1 protein-coding gene is annotated in these 514 nt (G+C 67.9%); it reads left to right on the top strand.

The window, feature by feature from the left end:
* A partial coding sequence (locus tag BN1800_RS39685) for an RNA-guided endonuclease InsQ/TnpB family protein (RefSeq protein ID WP_143534277.1) occupies nucleotides 1-514 on the top strand: 514 nt, incomplete at both ends.

The following is a 514-nucleotide window of genomic DNA, read 5'->3' as shown; positions in this document are numbered from 1 at the left end:
GAAAAGCGCCGGGAGGAGACCCTCGCGCGCGTCGTCTCGAGGCGCAAGAAAGGGTCGAAGAACCGCGCCAAGGCGCAGCGGGACCTGCGGAACTTCAGGGCGAGGATCGCAAGACGTCGCCGCGACGCCAAGCACAAGGTGACGACCGCCGTCGTCTGCCGCTGCGCCGTCATCTATCTCGAGGACCTCAAGGTGAAGAACCTGACAGCCTCGGCCAGGGGGACCGTCGAGGAGCCGGGGACCAACGTCGCCCGGAAGGCGGCATCGAACCGCTCCATGCTCGACGTCTCGCCGGGCGAGACCGTCAGGCAGATCGAATACAAGATGCGCCGGTCCGGCGGCGGCGTCTACTACGTCAACCCCGCCTACACCTCGCAGCGGTGTCACGCGTGCGGACACATCGAGGCGGCCAACCGTCCCGACAGGGACACGGTCCAGTGCCTCTCCTGCGGCCACGCCGCCTGCGCCGACCACAATGCGGCGCTGAACATCCTTTACCTGGGCCGCAAGGCCC

Source organism: Rhizobium sullae (genome assembly GCF_900169785.1).
GTDB classification, from domain to species: domain Bacteria; phylum Pseudomonadota; class Alphaproteobacteria; order Rhizobiales; family Rhizobiaceae; genus Rhizobium; species Rhizobium sullae.
The sequence above is the reverse complement of the archived record's forward strand: the minus strand, read 5'-3'. Positions and strand labels throughout refer to the sequence as shown.